Here is a 19,581-nt window from a genome sequence, read left to right as displayed (position 1 = left end):
ATAAGATAGCCTACAGCTGGTCAATCGTTTATGTCAAAGAAAGTCTCTATTTTCTATAGGAGATTAATTATTGAATAAACAATAGCACAATAAAAAAAGCAAGCATGAATACTAGTCCTATAGGTAAACCGATTTTCGCCCATTCTTTACTCGTAATATTTAATTTACCGGCTGCAATAATATTCGGGATATTGCCCGGAACAAGCATCCCACCGCTTATTAAAAGGCCGAGTAATATCGCTTGTATGGTTTGATTACTCATAGAAGGGCTAATTTCCGCAGCAGCTAATGTCGCATTATCAAGTACTGCAGATAATGTATTAATCCAGTACAGAGCAGAAGGCGAGAGGTTTATCAAATATTGGCTAATTAATGGTTCAAATCCTGCACCTAAAAATGTTAACCCCATTACGAAGAAATAAATTTTTAAAGAACGAATACTTATTTCACCGTAGCCTTCTTCCTCGTTTTGCACCATTTTGCTGAATTTATCTGTTTGCCTGGGTGGTTTAACTAAAATAGCGGCTAGTAAACCGAAGAATAACAAGGCAATTAGAATCTCTTTACCAACTAAATTGATAAGGAAAAAGAAATCCTCATTTAATTTACTAATAGCGATTGTTGAAAGTGGTTCACCAATCGGTGTTAAAGATGCACCTAGACCAATAGAAAAACAGGAAAGAACAACAAATATGATTAATGACTGTCTATGTAGTGGAAGTGAAGAAGCAATAAGGACAAGAATGAGTGCGGCAATAATTGCAGTTATAACACTTGAAATCAGTCCTAAAAAGATTACTGTGAAAAAAATAAAAAACCAAAAGGGCACACGTTCACTAACATAGACGATTGAATTTTGCAGTCCGCGTCGAAACCACTTGAATAACACACCTGCTATAAAAACCGCTATTGCGATATTAATTGGTGCGATTGCTGCCTTAAAAAATAATGCTTCCGTATAGACTTGGCTAATAAAAACAGCTAAAACGCCCATAAAGAAAAGAAATATTTCTAAATTTTCTTCGACTACCTTTGAACTAAAGGGCAGAAATAACACAAGTAAAAAAATGATGATCAGTCCAGTTAACATATAACAATCCCCATTTAATTGTTTTTCCTAACCTTAGGAACGGTTGGATATGTTATATATATGAAAAGATAGGACAAACTTTACAATAAATATTAAAGAACGGTTATAGCTAATTCTTTAGTATGGCTTCGGTACATGTTTAAATACTTCCCCACTTTCAAAAAACTCTACAAGATTAGCTAGCCATTTGTAGTATTCCATCCATTCCTTTGCTTCTGCTAATAATTCATTTATCTTTAATTCATCTTCGACGGTAAGTTCCTTTTTTGATGTGATAAGATGAAGCTCTTCTTTTATTTTCTTTTCAAATTGTTTGTTCTTTTGTATCGCTTTTTGCCAATTGGAAGTGAATAGTGATACGAACGTTTGGTAATAGTCTTGTTCAACGTTGTATAAGTCTTTACGGATGCCTTTCTCAAATACTTTTTCCGCTATATTTAACTCCACCATTTCTCTTACTACTTGACTCATTCGTGTTTTGCTCATGCCCGTTGCTTCCGATAACTCGCTAAGTGTCATCGGTTTTCTGTTCATATAAATAATCCCTAACACTCTACCAACCGTTGAGGAAACACCATACGTATTCATATTATCCGCTATTTTATCGATGAAAATAGATTCAATTTGATCAAAACTTTCGCTCAATCCAATCACCCTTTCAATATAAGGATCATTTAGTTAATGACAATGTACCATATTTGAAAAAAATTTACATAATCACACCTTTGGGAGTAATTCGTATGATTACGTAGCTATTATAAGATATAACGAGTAAAAACATTATACAATATTTATTTTAACTATTTTTTATAAAATATGTACACTTTGTAAACTTTTTATTTCATGAAGTTTATAATATACTACGTTATGTAAGTAAAAAGTCTGACAAGAGGATTCATATTACGGAGAACTGGGTATTGTTTGTGGTAGAGAAAAAATGGGGGTGTTATAAATGCTGAAATTTGAGCATGTATCAAAAAAGTATAAAGGCGGTAAAACAGCCGTTTCTAATTTAAATTTAGAATTTAAGAAGGGTGAATTTATTGTATTTATCGGCCCAAGTGGTTGTGGGAAGACAACAACAATGAAAATGATCAACCGCTTAATCGAACCAACAGAAGGCAAAATCTTCATTAATGATGAAGACATTATGGAGAAAGATCCGGTTAAGCTGAGAAGAGAAATCGGTTATGTCATCCAACAAATTGGTCTATTTCCACATATGACTATTCAAGAAAACATTTCACTTGTGCTTAAACTTTTAAAATGGCCAGAAGAAAAAAGAAAAAAACGGGCAGAAGAGCTTCTTTCTCTCGTTGATATGACTCCTGATTATTTAGAGAGATATCCACACGAATTGAGTGGAGGACAACAGCAACGTATAGGTGTCTTGAGAGCGTTAGCCGCTGATCAACCGTTAATCTTAATGGATGAACCATTTGGTGCACTCGATCCAATTACGAGAGATGCCCTACAAGATGAATTTAAAAACTTGCAGAAGAAATTAGACAAAACAATCGTTTTTGTTACGCATGATATGGACGAAGCGCTTAAACTAGCAGACAGAATTGTCATTTTACGTGATGGACAGCTTGTACAATGTGGGACTCCTGACGAAATTTTACGTGAACCTGCCGATGAATTTGTTGAAGAATTTATTGGAAAAGAAAGATTAGTGCAAGCAAAACCAAACATTACAACAGTGGAGCAAATAATGAATGCGCATCCTGTAACCATTACAAGTGATGAGCAATTATCTAATGCGATAACTGTTATGAAAACAAATCGTGTAGACTCACTATTGGTTATTGATCAAGAAGGAGTTTTAGAAGGATATATTGATGTGGAAGCCATTGATCAAAACAGGAAAAAAGCAAAAGACGTAGCCGATATATTAATCCCTGATACATTTTCTGTGTATAAAGATGCGCTTGTACGTGATACGATCAGGCAAATATTAAAGAAAGGGCTTAAATATGTGCCGGTTGTAGATGAGAAAAGACATCTTGTCGGTATTGTGACTAGAACAAGTTTAGTCGATATCGTTTATGACTCTATTTGGGGAGACGAAGAGCTAGAACGTGCACAGTAGAAGGGGGAGATATAAATGAGTGCCATCATAGACTTTTTAAATAATAACGGTTCGGATTTATTGATCAAAACTTGGGAGCATTTATATATATCAGTCATTGCTGCAGCTCTTGGTGTCATTGTAGCTGTTCCTTTAGGTATACTTCTTACAAGATTCGATAAAGCGGCATCACCCGTAATGGGAGTGCTTGGTATGATTCAAACAATTCCGAGTTTCGCAATTTTAGCGTTTTTTATTCCTGTTCTTGGAATAGGTAAAATCCCCGCCATTATTGCTTTATTTTTCTATTCAGTCCTGCCTATCTTAAGAAACACATATACAGGTGTGAAAGATGTTAATAAAAGCTTATTAGAAGCTGGTCGTGGGATGGGCATGACTGGATGGGAAAGAATTCGATATGTTGAACTACCACTGTCCATCCCTGTTATTATGGCGGGTATTCGTGTATCGACAGTATATTTAATTGGGTGGGCTACATTAGCTGCGTTTATTGGTGCAGGCGGTTTAGGTGATTTTATTTTTAGCGGGTTAAATTTATATCAAACTGAGTTTATCATTGCAGGTGCGATTCCTGTCACCATACTCGCATTAATAGTCGATTTAATACTTGGAAAATTAGAATTTAAGGTTACGCCTAAATCAATGCGTGACAAAGAAAAAACAGCATAAGGTGGTGATTAGTTTGATAAAAAGCAAAAAAATTTTCATGACGATGATGTTAACGATGACTCTTTTATTATCAGGCTGTTCACTTCCTGGTTTAAGCGGATCTAGTGAAGATTCTATTTCAGTAGGGACTGTGGTCACCTCTGAATCACAAATTGTCGGTCAAATCATTAAACAGTTAATTGAAGAAGAAACCGATCTCAGTGTAAACATGGTCAATAATCTTGGGTCTTCTATTGTGCTTCACCAGGCAATGGTGAGTAATGATGTAGATATATCAGCTACTCGCTATACAGGCACGGATATTGCAGGACCATTAGGAATGGAGCCAGTACTTGACCCTGATAAGGCAATGGAAGTTGTCCAAGAAGAGTTTGACGAGAGATTTAATCAAAAATGGTATGATTCATTTGGGTTTGAGAACTCGTATGCTTTTACCGTAACTGATGAATTAGCAAAAGCAGAGGATTTAGAAACGGTCTCTGATTTAGAGGCATTAGCAAATGAAATAAATTTCGGTGTAGATACTTCATGGTTGAATCGTGAAGGAGATGGATATGATGGTTTTGTTGAAACATATGGCTTTGATTTTTCGAATGTGTATCCTATGCAAATTGGACTTGTTTACCAAGCAGCGGCATCGGGCGAAATGGATGTCGTTTTAGCTTACACGACGGATGGTCGTATAAAAGCCTTTAATTTAAAAGTATTAGAAGATGATAAGAACTTCTTCCCTCCATATGATTCATCTACTGTTGCGAGTAAAGAAATTTTAGAGAAATACCCTGAACTTGATCCATTATTAGAGAGATTAGTTGGAGAAATCAGTACAGAAAAAATGCAAGAATTAAATTATGCAGCAGATGGGGAATTAAGAGAACCCGCAATCATTGCTGAAGAGTTTTTAGAAGAAAATAATTATTTCCGTGATAAGGAATAGGGGGTGGCATAAATGGATGTGTTTTCTGACTTAATTACTTATTTTACAAATAACGGTTCTTATGTATGGGAACAGTTCTTTAGACATTTTCTAATGTCAGCCTACGGGGTTTTATTCGCAGCGATCGTGGGTATTCCGGTTGGCATCTTAATAGCAAGATATTCACGTTTAAGTAGTGTAGTTCTCTCGTTAGCCAATGTAATTCAAACGATTCCTGCACTCGCTATGCTCGCAGTTTTAATGCTTGTGATGGGCCTTGGAACAAATACAGTCGTTTTTGCACTATTCCTTTACTCCTTATTGCCAATTATTAAGAATACTTACACAGGAATTAGGAATGTAGATCATACTTTAATAGAGTCAGGTAAAGCAATGGGTATGACAAAATGGCAAATATTAAGAATGGTAGAAATACCACTTTCTCTTTCTGTCATTATGGCAGGGTTACGAACAGCACTAGTCATTACAATTGGTATTGCAACAATAGGTACTTTTATTGGTGCTGGGGGACTTGGTGATATTATTATGCGTGGAACAAATGCGCAAGACGGAACGGCAATCATTTTAGCTGGAGCTATTCCAACAGCATTTATGGCAGTAATTGCAGATGTTCTAATGGGCTGGTTGGAAAGAAGCTTAATGCCAGTGAAGAAGAAGAAACAGGATAGTAATGAGCAAGAAGAGGTTACGGCATAAAAAATGATGGTGATTCATCATTAAAATGAATCACCATCATTTTTTTGTTCTTAATTTCCGTAACCATTTAACCCCGTCCCGAACGTATCAAATTCTGGTTTTCTTTCAATTCTTTCAGCAGCCGTCTCAACTGTCTCTATTTCATTTTCATGATTTTCGCCATTATCTTGTGAATGAAAAGAAAGTTGTTTCTTGTTCATACTGGTATCCTCCTTTTACAATGTAAGATAGATTATAACTAGTTAAGCCTAAACGGGAGAGTGAAATAAATTTGCTTATTGTTATTTTATGCTAATGCCCAATTTAGGTTATTTCTTTATTTTAACATAAATTTGAAAAATTATCCTTTTGTTGCTATGGGTGAATTTGGTTTCTGTATCTTCACTTGTTTTACTGTATGAAACAAGCTAAAAGCAATTAAAAATTGTGCTAAATAATAGGTAATCATAATAATACTTCCGGAAAAAGGAATGGAAGAAATAAATTTATTCCATGCTAATACACTATCAGAAATGACAAAGAGTAAACTTCCAATGATGGCATATAATTGCCCTGACATAATAGCAGACCAAAACATCAATGATATGACCGCGATATAGAGGATGACTGGTATAATCAATTCATTTTCATTGCGGTTGTGAAGTGCTTTCACAAATTCCGAACTCATGAAGATGCCATAGGCAAGAATAGGAATAAAAGAAAGAAACCTAGCTAAAGAGTATTCCCAAATCTTAAAAAAGCCAATCGTATAGAATATATGACCGATTAAAAATGCGGTCAATCCAACCACAAACCAAATGAGTAGACCGTCACCGAACATACAAAAAATAAGACCTGAAAAAATAAAATAGTAGTGAATAGGTTTAGTTTCTTGCCGATTGCGATAGGTGTATAGAATAATAAGAATCATCGGTACTAATTTGAAAAAGATTTTTAGGACTGTCGGTTCCTCGGGTATAAAAAATATATAAAGAACAGCAAATAGAAGAATCATATATGGCAGTTTTTTTCGCATAGGATTCACCTCATTTTTTTAGTATATATTCAAGAGAGTAAAACCATTTTCCTGCAGGAGGTATATAAAATTGAAAGTAGAAAGAGGGAAGAGCATGGAAAAGAATATTTTAGCACAGCAAAAAGCATTCTTTCATACGGGTAAAACAAAAGCACTTACATACCGATTGGACGCATTATATACATTAAGAAGTTTAATTAAGAAGAACGAAAACAGCATAGCGGAGGCTTTGCAAAAAGACTTACGGAAATCATTTTTTGACTCCTTTTTAACAGAGATTGCTGTTTTACTAGAGGAAATAAAATTTACAATTAAACATGTGAAAAAGTGGTCGAGACCTGCAAAAGTAAAATCATCTTTAACTACATTCGGTTCAAAAAGCATGATTTATCCTGAGCCATATGGTAATACATTAATTATTGCACCATGGAACTATCCTTTTCAATTAGCGATTGCGCCATTAATTGGTGCAATCGCTGCAGGCAATACAGCAGTCATCAAACCTTCCGAATTAACACCTCACACTTCTCGTTTAATTGCTCATCTTATTGAGGAGCATTTTCCAGCTGAATATATTACAGTTGTGGAAGGTGGCGTGGAAGTTAGTGAAAATTTGTTAGAAGAATCTTGGGATCATATTTTCTTTACTGGGAGTGTAGCAGTTGGTCGACACATTATGAAAGCAGCCGCTAATCATTTAACACCTGTTACGTTAGAGCTGGGAGGAAAAAGTCCAGCAATTATTCATCATGATGCCCAAATAAACCATGCAGCCAAAAGGTTAGTATGGGGGAAATTCTTAAATGCTGGACAAACATGTGTAGCACCCGATTTTGTTTATGTCCATCAAGAGATTCATGACAAGTTTCTTAAGGAAGTTACAGCTCAGATAGAAAGTCTCTATGGAGAGAATGCAATCGAAAATACGGCTTATACAAAGATTGTCAATGAGAAGCATTTTAAGAGGCTTGCTACATTTTTAACTAATGGTCAATCTTTTTATGGGGGGAGAGTGGATGAATCAAATCATCTGATCGAACCGACCATCTTAACTGAAATTAATTGGCAAGATCCAATTATGCAAGATGAAATTTTCGGACCGATTCTTCCAGTATTGAGTTATAAGGAATTAGATGATGTCATTAGCAAAATAAATGAACAACCGAAACCGCTGGCACTTTACCTTTTCTCAGATGATAAAAAAGTCCAGCAAAAAATCTTGCAATCAATTTCCTTTGGTGGTGGTTGTATCAATGATACAGTCATGCATTTAAGTTCCCCACATTTACCATTTGGTGGTGTAGGCAATAGTGGAATTGGATCTTATCACGGACGGGCAAGTTTTGATACATTTACGCATTATAAAAGCGTCTTAAAGCAAACAACAAAAGTGGATTTTCCATTTCGGTATCCGAGTGAAAAATCATTAAAGCTATTGAAAAAGCTAATTAAATAATGAATAGAGAAGGGCTAAATGAGCAGAATAGACATCTATCTCACTTAGCCCTTCATTTTATACACAAACATAATATTCCTATGACCATTCAATTAATTAAAGAACGTAGCCATATACGCTAATAAAGTGACAAAGCGTTCCTAATAAGATAAAGATATGAAAGATTTCATGAAACCCCATATGTTTAAATTCCATGAATTTAGGTTTGACCGCATAAATAACGCCACCGATTGTGTAAAATACGCCCCCTTGAATTAACCATACGAGTCCTGCTGTACTCAATGCTTTACTTAATGGGAGGAAGGCGATGATGATAACCCAACCAAGAAGAATATATAAAAAAGTGGATAACCATCTAGGACAACTAAACCAGACCATTTTAAATAATACACCTAGAATGGATGTCGTTATAACGAAAGCAAATAAACTTATTCCTAATACGCCATCAAGTGCGATTAAACAGAAAGGTGCATAAGAACCAGCAATTAACACGAAAATCATGGAATGGTCAACTTTTCTCAAGAAAGCAATAACTGTATGTTTTGCTCTTACTCCATGATAAGTGGAGGAAGCGAGATAAAGTAACATCATACTAATACCGAAAAAAGTAACAGAGAATATGGCAATGTTTGTTCCGTTATGTAATGATGCTTTGATGATTAACGCCAGTAAACCTATAAATGACAATATTGCGCCAACGAAATGAGTTAAGCTATTGATGGGTTCTCTTATAAACGACATGATAACACCCCTAATAATATTATAAGTAGTTTTTAATACTACATATAATATTACTACTAACTATAATATATAGTCAACATTTACATTTCTATTGATAGGATGTATGATAGGAAGAAAAATAATGAGGGATAAAATGATGGAAAAACAAGAAAGAATCAGACAAGGAAAGCCGATTCGCATGGAAGACATTCCGTCTATCGCTTTATATATGGATCAAGTCATACAACTGTTTGAACAAAACTACCATTCTTATAAACGAAATGAAGATGAGAAAATCTTAACAAAAACAATGATTAATAATTATGCCAAAGGAAAACTATTACCACCCATTAAAAATAAGCGCTACAGCAAAGAACATATATTAACGATGAGCCTTATTTATCAACTAAAAGGCATTTTATCGATTCAGGACATTAAATCAACGTTAGAAAGTCTGAACGAGGAAGTGCAAAAAGAAGAGGTGAATATAGAAGACGTTTATGATCTGTATGTTGACATGATAAATGAGAATGAAGAACAATTTAATGAAAATGTTGACTGGATGGAGAAATCGATGGCTCAAAATTATAATGAAAAAATCTCCCAACCGAACAATGAAATGAAAGAGGTATTAATGATTAACTCATTGGTCCATATGAGCAATCTTTATCGCCGGTTAGCTGAAGCAAAAATTGATTCACTTTCTAGGGAAGAAAATAGGAAGTGAATCAGATTCTCACCCCATATACATATTTAAATATTGAAGCTGTACCAACATGAATAATAAGCTAAAGATGATAAAAGAGGGATGAGGAAGGGTGCTCCGTACCATAACTAAAGCCAAGCAACGCAGATTTCTAAGTACGACCCTGTATGAAAGAGAACAATGGGGTCGAAAGCAAACATGTAAACTAGTTTTCATGTAGTTTTGTTTGCTTTCGATGATCAAAGTTCTTAAGCGTTTATTTCCTTCATTACATTCGCCACATGCTGATAAGATGCTTTTCTTTTATCATGGTCATAGATTTGAGCATTGACGATGATCTCATTGGCGCCAGTTTCGCCAAGGAATATTTCAAGCTTTTCTTTCACTTTCTCAGGACCACCAATAATGGAAGAACCTAATTGTTGTTGTAATAATTGTTTCTCAATAGGTGTCCAAACTTCGTCCATATTCTCAACAGGAGGCAACATCCTTCCACGTTTATTACGCATCATGCCTAAGAAAGATTGGTAAAGAGAACTTGCTAGGTATTGTCCTTCTTCGTTTGATTCCCCTGCAATGATATTCACCCCAACCATTACATAAGGTTCTTTTAATACATCAGATGGTTTAAAGCTCCGGTGGTATAGATCAATTGCTGGTAGTGTATTGTCCGGTGAAAAATGGCTAGCAAAAGAGAATGGCAAACCTAACTGACCAGCAAGTTGCGCACTATAACCACTTGAACCGAGTAACCATATTGGAATATTCAAGCCTTCTCCTGGAACCGCTCTAACTGGTAATGGTTGTTCTGAGCGGGAAGGATCAAAGTAAGTTCTTAATTCTTCCACTTGTTGAGGGAAATCTTCGGCATCTGTTCGTCTTGTCCTTCTTAATGCCGCCGCAGTAAGTTGGTCAGTACCTGGCGCACGACCTAGGCCTAAATCAATTCTTCCTGGGTAGAGTGATTCGAGTGTACCGAATTGTTCAGCAATCACTAAAGAAGAGTGATTTGGTAACATAATGCCCCCAGATCCTACTCTAATTGTATTGGTAGCGCGGGCAATATCACTTATAACAATAGATGTGGCTGAACTAGCAATCCCCGGCATATTATGGTGTTCAGCCAGCCAATATCTCGTATAACCTAAGTTTTCTGCATGTTTGGCTAAATCGCGCGAGTTCGCTAATGACTCACTAGGTGATCCACCTTCAAGGACTGGTGCTAAATCTAAAACAGAATATTTTATTGTTGACATCGTTTTCAGCTACTTTCTTTTTAGTATCTGTACATATTGTAGCAACTTCTATTACATGAATGAAATTATCTGCTTTAAAAATGAATGATTCGGTTATTAAAATGTTATCTGATATGATCATTAAAGCAAAGCTCATTTAACCGTTTGTCTTAAGAGTGAATAGTTATATTAAATGGTTTGTAGTATGAAAAAGAGCATGTCAGAGCAGTTCTGCATGCTTATCTTTTCGTATAAAAATTTTCTGTGAAATAAGGCTGGTTATCGTCATTAAATGCCACGCCAACACCAAGAAGCTGGTAATCTTCTTTAAGAATGTTTTTCCTATGTCCTGCAGAATTCATTAAGCCTTCATGGGCAAAAATACTACTAAATTGGCCATAGGCTAAGTTTTCGCCGGCTGTTCGGAACAGAATATCATCCGCATTCATCCGGTCAAACGGCGATTCACCTTTTAAGTTATCGTGACCGAAATAATTATTAACAGCCATATCAGCACTATGATCTCTAGCTGTTTGTCTCACGGGATCATCCCAAGTTAGTGTAGGTAAATGATAATTAACTCTTTCAGCATTTGTTAAATCAAATAACTGGAATTCAAAACCTTCCTTTAAAGCTGCACTTTTTTCACCATAGAATCCAACTTTATTAAGTTCAAGCTCTTTAGCAATTAATTGAATGGCAGTTACTTGGTTATTTTCATGAATATCATAGAAAACCGTTAAATAACTATCATCGACCTCATAAAGTGCATAATTACTGTCGGTTGCATATTGATAATTGGTTATACCTTTACGAATCGCGCTAATCGGTTCCCCGAATATCTCTGTTACTTCCTCTTTTGTCATATTCATTTGAAAGCCGTTTTTAGAAGTAATTAAATCTTGATTCGTATAGATGCCATTAATTAATTCATTTTCATCATAAGAAATCATGATGAAGTGATGATAATTATCATGATAAGCATGCCATTTACTACCGTATTCATTTGATGTAATTCTTTGTGGGGATCCTAATGTATTCTCAACTTCCGCTTTCTTCTCACCGATTTCAAAATTATAGACTGAAATTGTTTGGCTATCAGGTTCAGATAATGCGGGCTTCTCGACTGATTCCTCTTCTGCCGGAGGAGAGTCATTAGGTGAAGGCTGGATCCATTGTTCAAAATTGATAATCATTTGATTAAAAGCAATAACAGCATCTTCTGTAAAGCCTTGAACATCTTTTTCTTCAATAGTTGATTGAATTTCTTTCAAGTGTTCGCTGGTTTTATCCCCTAGAGCTTCACGAATTGACGGCCAACTTATATAAATAAGTAAACATATTAAGAAAAATATACTAATCTTTTTCAAAATAGAATTCCTTTCTAACCTTGATACTACTCTTTATTGCCTAAATTATAGTCTCGTTAAACATAGGTAACAACTCATTTGACTTATCCATAATTACCCACTAAGGATATATTTCCTATTATTTACAGAATAACATAATCTGTTTATGAAAATATAGTTTTGTTTTAAAGAAAAATATTTGGGCTTTCTCATAGTAGGAGGAGTCATTGAAATGGAGAGATAATACACCGAATAAACGGGGAATGGGACCGCTTTTAAGAAGATTAACAGAAAAAGGGGTAAGACATAACTAAATGACCTAACCTCAAAGATGAACAATAACAAATGAAGAACTATAAAAAATCAGTTGCAAAAAAAGTCTGTCCTCTTGCACTACAGCCACTCACTTTCCTTCTATTTCTAGTCGGAGTCGAGTGTCTTCCGCTCCATTCCACTATTCTATAGGATATAAATCACACAAAAAAACCGAATGATTAGAAGTTGTATGCTCATAATCATTCGGATATATCCTTAGCTAGAATACAATACTTCTCTTCCAGCTTCTTTTAGAGGGTATTATCAGGTGTATTTAGTCTTTAAGCATTTGCATTTTGTGTTCAAATTTTTCAAGCTTTCTTTTTAACATCTCCATTTTCGATTCCAGTTCATCTAGACGAAAATCTACACGATGATGATCATTGTCCATTGTAACTAATAATTCATCCACATGATGCGCTTTTTGCTGATTTTTCATTTGATAAAAACCCCTTTATATTGAGGGGATACTCGCCCCTACGAATTTATTTTTTCCACTTTTGCCACCATTTCTTTTCTTGCTTACTCGCTGCGGCATCTCGGAAAGACAGCATCATATCTTGAAATGCGTCTTCTCGCTCACGTAATCGATGTAAATATTCTTCATGTTCTTTTCTCATTGTTTCGACATAAATATCACGATCTGCATTCATGCTCTCTTTTAATTCATTTATTTCATTGCTAAATTCTGTTCCTGTTAATTCTTGCGAGCTAGAAATATAATGAATCATTGTTTTGAACTCTTCAGAGGATGCTTCTGAGGATTCGGTTATTTTGTTCGTGATATAGTGCATCTGGTCTGTCGTTCGCTTCGACTGTTTCGCAACTCTTTTTGACAAGGTTTCGAGCGCTCCGGAGCTTTGTTTGGAAGCATGCTTCCATTCGTCAGTCATTTCTTGAATTTCTGCTTTCGTCTTCTCGTTGGATTTATAGATGGAGTCTGAAATGGTTTTAACTGTATGAAGCGAATTTTTGGAAAGCTCCATTTTCATTTCTTCTACAACTTCTTTTTTAAAGTTCGTTTTTAATTCTTGCTTGATCTCTTGTAATAAATGGTCCTGGAATTGTGTCATGACCATAGATAGCTGTTCGATATTGAGAGGATGATGATCTTGCTCAGTTGTTGCTTCATGTAGGATAGGATTCAATGATGTTTCTAAGGGGTTCTCTTGTTGGTCTGCTATTGACTCTGAATCAAGATGTTGCTTAAGTAGTCTGCGAATCATTTTTTGACTTAAATTTTGATTACGCATCTTTTTGACGGTATCTAGTAAGCTAATTTCTTCATCTGTATAATATCTTGCCCCATTTTTTGATCGGGGAATGACTAATATATCCTTTAAATCTTTTTCCCACTGTCTTAATGTTCCCGGCGGAATATTTAACTGTTTAGATACTTCATTAATGGTATATGCTTGCATAATTTGATTCATGAATAACTCCCTTTCATCATAGTGTAATTTTTCATGTTTCGGAAGGGGATTCCGAACTACATAATAAATTCCGTATAATTAGCTATTCCGCATCGTAGCCCGTCTTTTCCTGCCTGCTGACAAAAGATATCAAAACAAGACGTTATTCCACAAATGTAGGCACTTTATAACGAAATTGACTATTTCGACAATGAATTTTGTAGATAAAAAATAGATTTACGAAGGAATAGGTAAATGGTCCTGAGGTGAGGATAGATCATTTAGGATAGGCAAAAAGGGTCACCAACTGGTTACCCTTTTACTGTCCTATATCGTAAAAATAGATATTTTAAACAAGGGGGTACAATAAAGAAGATGAAAAATACCCGAAAGAGTTGATAGCCGGTTACAACAGCCAACTGTGCGTCGACTTCATGGGCAATAATAGCCATTTGATCCATTCCACCAGGTGATAAACTTAAGAAGCTTGTAGCAAGGGAAAACTCATAAAAATGACTAAGAAGAAAGCTTAGAATCATTGAGATGACGATTAATAAAGCGCTGCTAAATATACCTAAACTTAATAATTTCCATTTGTTTTCAAGCTTTTCTGGATGCATCATGAGACCAATGTTAATACCAATAAAAACTTGTGCAATCTCAAGTAAGCTGTTAGGTAAAGCAGGACCATTAATATTAAGCAGTGTCATGAGGCTTGTTGCAATAATAGGTCCGAGAAGAAATGGGGTTGGTGCGTTCCATTTTTTAAAAATAATAGCTAAAATAAATGATAGAATCATAAATGGAATAATGTCAGGTAATAACTGCTGCCAGCTAGCTGTATGTTCATAATCCGGTAAAATATTACTGCCATTATGGAAGAACGGACCAAATATGAGAAAAGGAACAAAAAAGATAATAAGTATTAATCTTACTACTTGTAAGAAAGTAACAACAGTCACATTCATTCCTTTTGTTTCTTCAGCTAATACGAGCATTTGTGACAAACCGCCAGGAATACTACCAAGCAATATCGATGGATAATGGATACCGGTTAATTTTGCAATGAAGAATGAAGTAATTAAACTGAACCCAATAATGAGTACTGTTAAAAATAACATGGAGGGTAGTTGGTGCAAGATGAACACCATCGCCTCTTTTGTTAATGAAAGGCCCATACTGTATCCAATTATAAAGATCCCGATGTTTCTAAAAGATTTTGGCCAGTACAACGTCGTCTTTGATAGTATAGAATAAAGCATAATACTTGTTATGGATCCTAAGAGCCAGCTTACAGGGATATGAAGTAGGGTGAAAATGCCCCCACCTGCTAAGGCAATAGTAACTGCTAGCAATAGTGAATAGCTTTTGTTCATGTGCAGACCTTCTTTTTCTTATGAGAAATTTCGATTCTGGAAAGATATGTTTATCATACCATAGACAATAACATATTTTTAGTAAATGCTTAGGTGAGACATTCTAAAAACAGGAGGAGAGACCTTGCTAAGAAAAATAAAGAAAATAAGTAGTAGTCATGAAAATACCTATCCTTTATCCATTCCCACGATTGCATCAATGGATGAAATTCAATTTAAGTCACCTGTAACGTTCTTTGTAGGTGATAATGGTTCTGGCAAGTCAACCTTATTAGAAGCCATTGCCCACCAATGCGGTTTTAATGTGGCTGGAGGGAGTAGAAGTAATAGTTATGAATTACATGCCTCCGAATCTTCCTTAGCTCCCCACATTAGGCTTTCTTGGATGCCGAAGTTAACAAATGGCTTTTTCTTAAGAGCCGAATCTTTTTATCAGTTTTCTTCACATATTGATGAATTAGAACGGGAATGCCCAACAGGATATAGTGGTTATGGTGGCAAGTCATTACATGCACAATCACATGGAGAATCGTTTCTATCACTCTTTCTGAATCGTTTTGATGGAGAGGGTATCTATTTGTTAGATGAACCTGAAGCGGCATTATCGCCTGCAAGGCAGCTTGCGTTTCTTAGAATCATGCATGATATTGTCTCAGCAGAAGAGAGCCAATTAATTATTGCCACCCATTCTCCGATACTACTTGGCTTCCCTGGAGCAACGATACTAAATTTCGATGAAGGTAGCATTGCGGAAACAACGTATGAAGAAACAGATCATTACCAAATAACGAAATACTTCTTGGAAAATAGAGAGCGATATTTACATGAAATATTTAAAGAAGAAGACTAATCAATACCTTGCTGTATAAACAAGGTACTGATTAGTCTTTTATGACTTAAAGTTCATCAAAGATCAGTCATCGTGTTATATAAGATTACCAATCTTGTCTTTAGAAGAACCCAGCAATTATGACCACCGCAAACAAACATGGAAAATAAAAGACATGCGAGAGTTATAAGGAACACACTACTAAGAATCATGATTATGCTTAAGAGAATGAAATCTGGGTCTACCTACATGCAGGGTAGGCCCAGATTTATTCTAATAATGACTTTAATCCATAGACTTGTAAGGGATTTACACTTGTACTATTGTTATATATCGTTCATAAGTGATAGGTAATCCTTTAACGGTTTGATGTTTCTTGAAAATGTTAGTGATTTCTTGTATGTCGGAGCTAACTACTTGATAGATTTCTTCTTTTTGTCCAAAGCAACGATAGTGGATGAGATCAAGCGGTGAATGTAAATATTCAATCGTATGATACGGGTGAATTTCAAATTTCTTGAAAGGAGCCTTTGTAAAGATCTTTGTGAGATGTTGTTGAATGGGTATGTTATGTTGGTTGTTTGGAAAAAGTTTAGGAAACCAGTTTGATAACTCTTTTCCCTCATTTTCACCCGGGTGCAACCCTAAAATGAGCCCTCCTTCTTTTACGTAAAGAGGTAATTGATGATAAATAGATGTTGGCCCTTTGCGGATAATGGCAATATCAAAGAATGCTCGTTTAAAAGGAAGTACATGTTTTGAATGAGCAACAATAAATGATGTATTTTCGGGCTTTGTCTTCATTGCCGTCTGAATAAATTGCATAGAAGAATCGGCCCCAATCATTTGCTTGGCATATAAAGCATATTTTTTTGTGAATCTTCCATCCCCGCAGCCAAAATCAAGGGTAACTTTATCTTGTGTATGCAAACAGACAAGTTGATCAAAGATATTCTCTGCTATAGGTGAATCAATAGTAGATTGCCATGGGTATATGTATGCATTTCCGTTCTTGCTTATTTGCCTATACCATTCGGGAGAGTGAGGAGAAAGCCAATAATTGGATAATGTAGGATTTTTCAAATGAATACCTCCATATGTATGTTGTGTAATAAAAAGTCAAAAATTTCAAATAGTAATCTATTGTAAATTTTCTAAAAATTTAATTGACATAGTCAAGAAGTAACGATTATATTATTCTATATCGGAAACTTCGTTTTATAGGTAAAACATTCCAATTTTTATTTGTACTATTAAATATATACGCATTGGAGGGTGATGTCGATGACTAATGAACAGTTGGAAGTGATGAGGGCAATACAAAAACTAAAAGCCAAGAAGCTTCCTTGTGCGCTAGCAACAGTTATTAAAGTAAAAGGATCAGCTTATCGAAAAGAAGGGGCAAAAATGCTAATCGATGCGGATGGAGTTACTGTTGGATTAATATCGGGGGGCTGTTTAGAAGCAGATGTAGCAGAAATAGCCAAGGAAGTAATAAAGACAAAAGCTCCAATAATTAAAACGTATCATTTAGATGAAGACGAGGTATGGGGGTTAGGCCTTGGCTGTCCAGGAACGGTTCATATCTATATTGAACCTATAATATATACAACACAGAATATTGAGGAGGTGGATGAATGTGCAAAAGAAATTGGCGCCTTTTGACGCTTGGCTAGATGCGATTGACCAACAACAAGCTGCTGTTTTAATGACCATTACGGAAGCTAGTTTGTCACAAAAAAATTATCGGATTTGCTATCTGGAAAATCAATCCCCTATTGGATCTTTCCATGACCAAGCATTGGAATTGGATGCTTTATCCATTGCTAAAGAAAAGTTAAGGCAATCCAACCCGCAATCAGAAAGTTTAATGATACAAGATGAGAATGAATTAGATGTAGACATATTCTTCGATGTATTTGTTCCATCACCTACTTTGATGGTGTTTGGTGCAGGACATGATGCGATACCTGTTGTTAAATATGCAGCAGAATGCGGGATGAAAACGGTTGTCATTGATCAAAGAAGCCTTTATAACAATGAAGAAAGGTTTCCTCATGCCGAAAGAATAATAGCTAGACCAGAGGATTTCACAGCATGTATTCGTGTAACAAATCGTACATATATTGTCGTTATGAATCATCATATTGAGAAAGATAAGCAGACATTAAAATTTGCCCTGTCTTCACTGGCTCCTTATATAGGCGTTTTAGGACCGAAATCACGACGTATCAAAATCCTCGATCAGCTTTATTTGGAAGGTTGTCACTTCACGTATACAGACTTACAAAGAATGCATAGTCCAATTGGTCTTGATATAGGAGCCGTATCCTCTGAGGAGATTGCTATTAGTATTGTTGCTGAAGTGATAGCAGTTAGAACAAGACATAAAGGAGGCTTTCTACAAGGTGCGGAATTTATCCACCAATCATCATAAACGTCCAATGAAAGCAATTATTCTCGCAGCAGGGTTATCTACGCGAATGGGGCGGACGAAGCAGTTGCTGCCATTTAAAGGGACAACTATGCTTCATTATGTCATTGAACAAGTATTAAAGTTACATTGTAAAGAAGTGATAGCAGTTATTGGTCATGATGCAGTTACCATTATGGAAGAAATAAAGATAAATCACCCTTCCTTTTCTTGGGCTTATAATTCGGATTATGCCAATGGTCAATCGTCTTCACTGTACAAAGGACTTACCCAAGTTGCCTTTCCAAAGGAAGATGCACTCGTATTTTTAGGAGACGCCCCCTTTATAGAAAAGGAAACTAGTGAAATGATTATTCAAAGAGGGCAACAGTTAGCGAGAGAGAAGAAACATCCAATATCTATAAGGCCATCATATGATCAAACGCCTGGCCATCCTGTCTATTTTGCAAACATCAACAATACAATGATTCATTCGATTCAACAACAAAGTGGGAAGAACTTTATTCAGACCATCCCATATAAGGAAGAAATTGCAGTGAATGACCGCGGTATTCTATTAGATATAGACACAATAAAAGAGTATGAAAAGCTAAAATAATAAATTGGTTTTACATCCAAAACAAAAAATAGCCTTCTTCATCTAATACAATCTTATTTACATATTTGTGTTTTATATAAAAAACGATATTTAGTTAACGAAACAAAAACATCCGCATTTTATTGACAAAATTTTTCGAAAAAATTAATATTATTACTATTAGCACAATTCAAAAAATTATAAAGGGGAGAAAATAATGATCTTATCAGGTCAAGTGAAAATGAAAAAAAATTATAAAGATGTTTGGGATGCACTTCACAACCCTCAAATATTAGAAAAAGCTATTCCAGGATGCAAAAGCCTAGTGTTAAAAGAGGACGGAACCTATGATGTTGAAATGAAATTGGGCATTGCTTCAGTTAAAGGGGATTACAAAGGAAATGTAAAACTTGAAGATATCGAAGCACCTGTACACTATCAATTAATAGCAGAAGGGAGTGGAAAGCCAGGATTTGTTAAAGCAAAAATGGATTGCTATATTACTGCAGTTGATGAAGAAAAGTGTGAAGTTAAATGGGAATGTGATGCTGAAGTTGGCGGCATGATTGCAGGTGTAGGAAGCAGAGTAATGAGCGGTGTGGCGAAATTTATTGCTGGAAACTTTTTTAAAGATGTGGAGAAACAAATCACTTTACAAAAGGCGTAACGAAAG

The 19,581-nt window shown here is 35.5% G+C and carries 22 protein-coding genes; 11 read left to right on the top strand and 11 right to left on the bottom strand.

The window, feature by feature from the left end; all coding sequences use genetic code 11:
* Positions 1 to 67: 67 nt before the first annotated feature.
* Together LCM23_RS19180 and LCM23_RS19175 are read right to left on the bottom strand one after the other, a co-directional pair.
* On the bottom strand, positions 68 to 1,090 hold the full coding sequence (locus tag LCM23_RS19180) for a DUF1646 family protein (RefSeq protein WP_224938367.1): 1,023 nt from the start codon (positions 1,088 to 1,090) through the stop codon (positions 68 to 70).
* A 117-nt stretch (positions 1,091 to 1,207) separates the two neighbouring features.
* Positions 1,208 to 1,735 carry a GbsR/MarR family transcriptional regulator gene (locus LCM23_RS19175; protein WP_224938366.1) on the bottom strand — a complete coding sequence of 176 codons (528 nt, stop codon included), beginning with the start codon at positions 1,733 to 1,735 and terminating at the stop codon, positions 1,208 to 1,210.
* A gap of 307 nt (positions 1,736 to 2,042) precedes the next feature.
* On the opposite strand from LCM23_RS19175, the gene LCM23_RS19170 reads away from it, so the two are divergent.
* The 4 genes from LCM23_RS19170 to LCM23_RS19155 are packed head-to-tail and all read left to right on the top strand — an operon-like array spanning position 2,043 to position 5,484.
* Positions 2,043 to 3,182, top strand: a complete 1,140-nt coding sequence (locus tag LCM23_RS19170) for a betaine/proline/choline family ABC transporter ATP-binding protein (protein ID WP_224938365.1) — start codon at positions 2,043 to 2,045, stop codon at positions 3,180 to 3,182.
* Positions 3,183 to 3,197: 15 nt separating this feature from the next.
* Positions 3,198 to 3,851, top strand: coding sequence for an ABC transporter permease (locus LCM23_RS19165; protein ID WP_224938364.1), 654 nt, complete (start codon positions 3,198 to 3,200; stop codon positions 3,849 to 3,851).
* A 16-nt stretch (positions 3,852 to 3,867) separates the two neighbouring features.
* Entirely contained in the window at positions 3,868 to 4,788 is a 921-nt protein-coding gene (locus LCM23_RS19160; RefSeq protein ID WP_373370915.1) for an osmoprotectant ABC transporter substrate-binding protein, read from the top strand.
* A gap of 12 nt (positions 4,789 to 4,800) precedes the next feature.
* Positions 4,801 to 5,484 carry an ABC transporter permease gene (locus LCM23_RS19155; protein ID WP_224938363.1) on the top strand — a complete coding sequence of 228 codons (684 nt, stop codon included), beginning with the start codon at positions 4,801 to 4,803 and terminating at the stop codon, positions 5,482 to 5,484.
* Between the two features lie 50 nt (positions 5,485 to 5,534).
* On the opposite strand, the gene LCM23_RS19150 is transcribed toward LCM23_RS19155, so the two are convergent.
* Both LCM23_RS19150 and LCM23_RS19145 read right to left on the bottom strand, forming a co-directional pair.
* Entirely contained in the window at positions 5,535 to 5,684 is a 150-nt protein-coding gene (locus tag LCM23_RS19150) for a hypothetical protein (RefSeq protein WP_224938362.1), read from the bottom strand.
* A 140-nt stretch (positions 5,685 to 5,824) separates the two neighbouring features.
* Complete coding sequence (locus LCM23_RS19145) at positions 5,825 to 6,499, bottom strand: lysoplasmalogenase (RefSeq protein ID WP_224938361.1); 675 nt, start codon at positions 6,497 to 6,499, stop codon at positions 5,825 to 5,827.
* 25 nt (positions 6,500 to 6,524) lie between these two features.
* On the opposite strand from LCM23_RS19145, the gene LCM23_RS19140 reads away from it, so the two are divergent.
* On the top strand, positions 6,525 to 7,955 hold the full coding sequence (locus LCM23_RS19140) for an aldehyde dehydrogenase (protein WP_224938501.1): 1,431 nt from the start codon (positions 6,525 to 6,527) through the stop codon (positions 7,953 to 7,955).
* A 96-nt stretch (positions 7,956 to 8,051) separates the two neighbouring features.
* Here the strand turns inward: LCM23_RS19140 and trhA are convergent, their stop codons facing one another.
* Complete coding sequence (trhA, locus tag LCM23_RS19135) at positions 8,052 to 8,699, bottom strand: PAQR family membrane homeostasis protein TrhA (protein ID WP_095373078.1); 648 nt, start codon at positions 8,697 to 8,699, stop codon at positions 8,052 to 8,054.
* Between the two features lie 130 nt (positions 8,700 to 8,829).
* On the opposite strand from trhA, the gene LCM23_RS19130 reads away from it, so the two are divergent.
* A complete protein-coding gene (locus LCM23_RS19130) occupies positions 8,830 to 9,402 on the top strand; it encodes a DUF1836 domain-containing protein (RefSeq protein ID WP_224938359.1) in 573 nt (190 codons plus the stop codon).
* A gap of 227 nt (positions 9,403 to 9,629) precedes the next feature.
* On the opposite strand, the gene LCM23_RS19125 is transcribed toward LCM23_RS19130, so the two are convergent.
* The 5 genes from LCM23_RS19125 to LCM23_RS19105 all read right to left on the bottom strand — a co-directional run bounded on the left by LCM23_RS19125 (position 9,630) and on the right by LCM23_RS19105 (position 15,068).
* Complete coding sequence (locus LCM23_RS19125) at positions 9,630 to 10,637, bottom strand: LLM class flavin-dependent oxidoreductase (protein WP_224938358.1); 1,008 nt, start codon at positions 10,635 to 10,637, stop codon at positions 9,630 to 9,632.
* Between the two features lie 218 nt (positions 10,638 to 10,855).
* Complete coding sequence (locus LCM23_RS19120) at positions 10,856 to 11,986, bottom strand: CAP domain-containing protein (RefSeq protein ID WP_224938357.1); 1,131 nt, start codon at positions 11,984 to 11,986, stop codon at positions 10,856 to 10,858.
* Positions 11,987 to 12,554: 568 nt separating this feature from the next.
* The gene (locus tag LCM23_RS19115) at positions 12,555 to 12,719 is read right to left on the bottom strand and encodes a hypothetical protein (protein WP_224938356.1); all 165 of its coding nucleotides are present in this window, start codon (positions 12,717 to 12,719) and stop codon (positions 12,555 to 12,557) included.
* A 46-nt stretch (positions 12,720 to 12,765) separates the two neighbouring features.
* Positions 12,766 to 13,713 carry a MerR family transcriptional regulator gene (locus LCM23_RS19110; RefSeq protein WP_224938355.1) on the bottom strand — a complete coding sequence of 316 codons (948 nt, stop codon included), beginning with the start codon at positions 13,711 to 13,713 and terminating at the stop codon, positions 12,766 to 12,768.
* A gap of 290 nt (positions 13,714 to 14,003) precedes the next feature.
* On the bottom strand, positions 14,004 to 15,068 hold the full coding sequence (locus LCM23_RS19105) for an AbrB family transcriptional regulator (protein ID WP_224938354.1): 1,065 nt from the start codon (positions 15,066 to 15,068) through the stop codon (positions 14,004 to 14,006).
* A 199-nt stretch (positions 15,069 to 15,267) separates the two neighbouring features.
* Between LCM23_RS19105 and LCM23_RS19100 the strand changes: the two genes are divergently transcribed.
* A complete protein-coding gene (locus tag LCM23_RS19100) occupies positions 15,268 to 15,918 on the top strand; it encodes an AAA family ATPase (RefSeq protein WP_224938500.1) in 651 nt (216 codons plus the stop codon).
* A gap of 288 nt (positions 15,919 to 16,206) precedes the next feature.
* On the opposite strand, the gene LCM23_RS19095 is transcribed toward LCM23_RS19100, so the two are convergent.
* Positions 16,207 to 16,980: a methyltransferase domain-containing protein gene (locus LCM23_RS19095; protein WP_224938353.1), complete on the bottom strand. Its 774-nt coding sequence runs from the start codon at positions 16,978 to 16,980 to the stop codon at positions 16,207 to 16,209.
* 201 nt (positions 16,981 to 17,181) lie between these two features.
* On the opposite strand from LCM23_RS19095, the gene LCM23_RS19090 reads away from it, so the two are divergent.
* The 4 genes from LCM23_RS19090 (at position 17,182) to LCM23_RS19075 (ending at position 19,575) form a co-directional block, all read left to right on the top strand.
* Complete coding sequence (locus LCM23_RS19090) at positions 17,182 to 17,562, top strand: XdhC family protein (RefSeq protein ID WP_224938352.1); 381 nt, start codon at positions 17,182 to 17,184, stop codon at positions 17,560 to 17,562.
* Positions 17,537 to 18,334: an XdhC family protein gene (locus LCM23_RS26105; RefSeq protein WP_224938351.1), complete on the top strand. Its 798-nt coding sequence runs from the start codon at positions 17,537 to 17,539 to the stop codon at positions 18,332 to 18,334. The genes LCM23_RS19090 and LCM23_RS26105 overlap by 26 nt, the downstream gene beginning before the upstream one ends.
* Positions 18,306 to 18,929 carry a nucleotidyltransferase family protein gene (locus LCM23_RS19080; protein ID WP_224938350.1) on the top strand — a complete coding sequence of 208 codons (624 nt, stop codon included), beginning with the start codon at positions 18,306 to 18,308 and terminating at the stop codon, positions 18,927 to 18,929. The genes LCM23_RS26105 and LCM23_RS19080 overlap by 29 nt, the downstream gene beginning before the upstream one ends.
* Before the next feature lie 196 nt (positions 18,930 to 19,125).
* Positions 19,126 to 19,575 (top strand): SRPBCC family protein, encoded by a 450-nt coding sequence (locus LCM23_RS19075; protein WP_224938349.1) that lies wholly within the window; start codon positions 19,126 to 19,128, stop codon positions 19,573 to 19,575.
* The last annotated feature ends 6 nt before the right edge of the window (positions 19,576 to 19,581 follow it).

Origin of the sequence: Cytobacillus kochii (assembly GCF_020171845.1) — a bacterium.
In the GTDB taxonomy this organism is placed as follows: Bacteria; Bacillota; Bacilli; order Bacillales; family Cytobacillaceae; genus Cytobacillus; species Cytobacillus kochii.
Note: the sequence above shows the minus strand (reverse complement) of the source record. Positions and strands in the feature narration are given on the sequence as shown.